The sequence below is a fragment of the Clostridia bacterium genome (genome assembly GCA_028698525.1).
Taxonomy (GTDB): domain Bacteria; phylum Bacillota; class Clostridia; order JAQVDB01; family JAQVDB01; genus JAQVDB01.
In genome coordinates, this window is the sequence record JAQVDB010000105.1 from 1 (window position 1) to 4,609 (window position 4,609).

Annotated in this window: 3 protein-coding genes; all 3 read right to left on the reverse strand. The window is 40.5% G+C overall.

Annotated features, from left to right (window positions below):
- Positions 1-181 precede the first annotated feature (181 nt).
- The 3 genes from PHP06_10600 to PHP06_10610 all read right to left on the reverse strand — a co-directional run bounded on the left by PHP06_10600 (position 182) and on the right by PHP06_10610 (position 4,574).
- On the reverse strand, positions 182-2,791 hold the full coding sequence (locus tag PHP06_10600) for an FtsX-like permease family protein (protein ID MDD3840990.1): 2,610 nt from the start codon (positions 2,789-2,791) through the stop codon (positions 182-184).
- Positions 2,788-3,471, reverse strand: coding sequence for an ABC transporter ATP-binding protein (locus tag PHP06_10605; protein MDD3840991.1), 684 nt, complete (start codon positions 3,469-3,471; stop codon positions 2,788-2,790). Before PHP06_10605 ends, PHP06_10600 begins: the two co-directional genes overlap by 4 nt.
- Before the next feature lie 98 nt (positions 3,472-3,569).
- The gene (locus tag PHP06_10610) at positions 3,570-4,574 is read right to left on the reverse strand and encodes a HAMP domain-containing sensor histidine kinase (protein MDD3840992.1); all 1,005 of its coding nucleotides are present in this window, start codon (positions 4,572-4,574) and stop codon (positions 3,570-3,572) included.
- Positions 4,575-4,609 lie beyond the last annotated feature (35 nt).

Genomic DNA, 4,609 nt, shown 5'->3' on the forward strand with positions numbered 1-4,609 from the left:
AATACGGATTTATATTTTCTAAGTTTTCAAACATCGAAATCACCCCAAAATAGATACTTTATATCATAATATTCTTTTTATATAATTATGTTAACAACACAAGGGGACGGTCCTTCTGTGCACTTTTACAAAAGTGCACAGAAGGACCGTCCCCTTGTGTTGTAGTGTGATTTCTGCTGTTTTATAGATTTTCGTTTTTTAAAGCGTCTAGAATATTTTCCTTACGGATCTTGCTCATAGAGTACATCATGCTGATAAATACCACCAGGAAAACGCTGAATACGCTGACCAGTATACCCTGCACAGGCAGGTAAAACATCATGTCTACGCCCTCATTTATTTTTTGATGGATCAGGTAAGTGACCAGTACGGATACCGGAAGCCCGAAAAGCAGGGCCTTCAAGCCGTAAAAGATACATTCATAATTGAGCATCTTGTTAAAGCTCTTGTCGGTCATGCCTACTGATTTTAGCATGGCAAATTCCCGCCGTCTCAGATTCACATTGGTGGATATCGTGTTGAACACATTGGCTATGGTTATCAGCGAGATAAGGATGATAAACCCGTAAGAAAATACCGAAATAATTATGATGATATTTCTATTGCTTTGCAGCATTTCAGCTACATTGAATATATTGGATGTAGTAAGGCCTGATTCAGAGAGAATATTTTTCATATCCTCTTCAGCCTTGAAGGGATCCTCTGCTTTAAAGCACATGTATGCAGGGTTCATGTATTCAGATGTATCGGCGAAAATTGTTTCCCACAAGCTATCGTCAACGATCAACATTATACTATCGTCCTGGGTATAATCTTTGATGCCGAATGGAGCTGTATCTGCAAAGGCTGCTATCGAGATGTCTATTTTAGCCGACTGTTCTTCCTGGGAATAATCAATCTGAATGATTTGCGGGTTATGCTGTTTAAAAATATTTGTGTTTCTATATTTTTTTGACTGAAAATCATAATAATGCTGTTTATCTACCGCAATTCCGGCAGGTGAATTGGCATCTGTAAAACGGGATTTATCTATACCCAGTTTCTGTATATATTCGGTAAAGGTGTCATGATCCACGCCGTAAACTTCTATTTGTACAAAGGCATTTTCTCCTTCTGATATTATCTCTTGATCTACTTTATCTCGATAAAATGATTCCTCTACTTTTTCCCTGGGAAGCTCTGTCTGGCTGTAAAAAGTTTTTATGACGGCACCTTCATCTACGCTGTCCAATGCGAGAATATCCTTATAGGCGTTTTTCATAGAATCGCTTAAGTCTCCTCTTTGATTGGTGAAGTATGCCAAGTCGTATTTTTCATCCTCATATACGTTTGTAACACTGTCTTTCAAATACATGGAAAAAGCGGAAGCCGATACAAATAGTACTATGCTGATGAAAAGAGATATTACTGTACTTCGGTAACGCCGACGGTTTCTTTTCAGATTTTTTAAAGCGAAATCTCCCTCTATGCCAAATAGTTTACGGGTCAATCGGGAGGTTTTCACCTGTTTCTGGGTCAGTTTGATATCTTCTGTCTGTCTGATGGCATCTATGGCTGACATTTTTGCGCTGCGTCGGGCAGGAATATAGGCTGAAATCAAAATGGTGGCCAATGCTACCAGGATAGCGATTATTACAGAATAAATGGATACCGACAATGTCAATGAAACTGGAAGGTCGGATGATATCATGCTGGCAAACAGATCATCTATAAAATATAGGGTGATGTCTATACCTAGGATGCCGGATAGCACTCCCAAAGGTATCCCTATTCCCGCTATCACCAGAGCTTCGAAGAGTACCGAATGTTTAAGCTGTTTTGAAGTGGCGCCGGCACCTGAAAGCAGGCCGAACTGTTTTTTCCGCTCACTGACCGAGATAGCGAAGGAATTGTAGATCAGTGATATAGAGCCCACCATGATCAATGCAATGAGTATGGCTCCCAGGCCGTATAATACCGAGTTAAAGCTACTATCGTTGCTAATACCCATATATCTGAGCAAATCATCGTTACACCGATACTGATCATTTTCAATATTTTTTAAATTGCCTACGATGTTGTAGATCTGACCAGGATTTTTTGCTTTAAAATAGATGCTGAGGTTATTGGCATCTGTCAATGTATCCTCATTCAGCATGGTAATTGCGGTATATCCCGGTGCGGAGAAATCTTCCAGTGTATGGGAAAGCCGATGGCATATTCCTACTACAGTGAATGTCCTTGTCCCTGTTATCTCAAGTTTTTCCGATGCTCCGGTTTCTTCATGAATATAACTGTCTTTTTGTTCCAGCACAGTGCCATCCTCCGAGATGCGCTGTCCTATAACAAGGTTTAATGTATCTCCTATTCGATGGCGTACACCGCCGTTGGTGGAAGTATGATCGGAGATTATTATCTCATTTTCATTCCGGGGCAGTCTACCGCTGGTCAAGCGTACCGGAAGTGTATCAAAGGATTTTTGGTCAAACTCAACGATGTATAGATAGGGTTTATACTCGTTTACGCTGCCCTCTAGCATAGAATAGCCTACACTCTTTGTTAGGCCAACTTCTTCTATATCATCCCTGTTATTAAGGGTTTTGATATCCTCATAATTTCTATTATGAACAACTGCGTGCCAGTCTCCTTCCTCTGCAATTGTGAGGTTGACCATATAATTTTGCATGCTGGATATCAGGGTGGTTACTGCAGTTATCATGGCTACAGACAGGATGACCCCTATGATGGTGACGATGGTACGGGTTTTGTTTTTCTTCAGCCCTTTTAGAGTGACCTTGTTAATGATGTTCATGGGTTGATCACCTCATCCTTTGCAATCATACCGTCTTCGATGCTGATAATTCTGTCTGCCTGAAGGGCTATGTTTTCATCATGGGTGATCACGATTAAAGTCTGATTGTATCTTTGATTATATAACTTCAACAAAGAGATAATCTCTTTACTGTTTTTGCTATCCAGGTTTCCCGTAGGTTCGTCGGCCAGAACCAGAGCCGGATTATTTACCAGGGCACGCCCAATAGATGCCCTCTGCTGTTGTCCTCCGGATAATTGATTGGGAAGATGATTTACTCGGTCCTGCAAGCCCAATGTAGTAAGGAGCTCCCGCAAGTGTTCTTTATCTTCCTTTCTGTTATCCAGCAGCAAAGGCAGTGTTATGTTTTCCTCCACATTGAGTATGGGAATAAGGTTGTAAAACTGGTATATAAGTCCGATCTGTCTACGCCTGAAGATTGCCAGTTTGGATTGATCCAGGCTGTAGATATCTGTCCCGTCAATGTATACCTTTCCCGATGTTGGAGTGTCCACCCCGCCCAGTATATGCAGCAGTGTTGATTTCCCGGAACCGGATGGCCCGATAACCGCTACAAATTCTCCTCTGTCCACTGAGAAAGAGACATTGTCCAGTGCAGTAACTGCTGTATTTCCTTTACCATATATTTTTGTAAGATTTTCAACTTGTAATATCTTCATAAAGCACCTCCAAAACTATATTACAAGGATAATTTTACTATAACTAAATGACTCTTAAGTGACTATTTTGATTACAATTCAGTCACTTAAGAGTCTATCTATACAACGGACTTGTATAAGCGGATGAAAAAAGTGCTTCCTTTGTCAGGTTTGCTTTTGATGGTTATATCTCCGCCTTGGCTGCGGAGGATGCTTTTGGACATGGCTAAACCGATTCCCACGCTGTCAGGGGAGGCGTTTTTGCCCCTGTAGAAACGGGTGAATATATGGGGAAGATCCTCTTTTGGGATGCCTATGCCGCTATCGGATATTTGAATTTCAGAGTAGAGGGGATTGTCCTTGAACAAAATTTCTATTTTACCTCCTTTAGGAGTGTGCTCTATACAGTTTTTCAACACATTTATGACCGCTTCTGTCGTCCAATGCAAATCGCATATTAAAACTTGATTCTCTCCCTCTATAGAATAGGTGATATCTTTTATTTCCATGGGAATGAGAAGGGGATTTAATGCTTTTTCTATAAGAGCCTGAGCAGGGACTTCTTGGAGATTCATTTCTACCACCCCTGCATCCAGTTTAGACATTTTGAGCAGAGAAGAAACAAGCCATTCTATCCGTTCCAGCTGAGCATATAAATGAGAAGTAAATTCCTGGCGTTTTTGCTCTGACAGATTCTCCCTCCGCAATAAATCTATCATCACCATCATAGAGGTAAGGGGGGTTTTAAGCTGGTGGGAGATATCCGCCATTTGTTCAGATAGGACAAGCCGTTCTTGTTTCAACTGTTCATTATATTCTGAAAGCATCAATGTAACTTTATAGATTTCACTTTTTAAGATGCTCAATTCTCCTTCCACGTTATCCCGGATGTCCAGAGAATACTCTCCTTGGCTGATTCGCCTCAAGTATTCGGATAGTTTTTTGATATGTCTGTATCGTTGGACTGTAAACAGAAAGAATACCATACACAATAAAAGTACTGTAATGGAAATAAGGATTCCTGTCTGAACATCCATCAGAAATCCTGCCACAATTAAAATTAAAGACAAAAGCATAAGGATTATAGTCAATATTTTGATTTCCCTGTTTCGAAAAAAAGCCATACCATTCTCCTATATTTGATATCCCAGTCCTCGGA

Bases quoted from the DNA above. Each gene is read 5' to 3' on its own strand.
- PHP06_10605 (MDD3840991.1), bottom strand. From the start codon at position 3,471: ATGAAGATATTACAAGTTGAAAATCTTACAAAAATATATGGTAAAGGA.
- PHP06_10600 (MDD3840990.1), bottom strand. From the start codon at position 2,791: ATGAACATCATTAACAAGGTCACTCTAAAAGGGCTGAAGAAAAACAAA.
- PHP06_10610 (MDD3840992.1), bottom strand. From the start codon at position 4,574: ATGGCTTTTTTTCGAAACAGGGAAATCAAAATATTGACTATAATCCTT.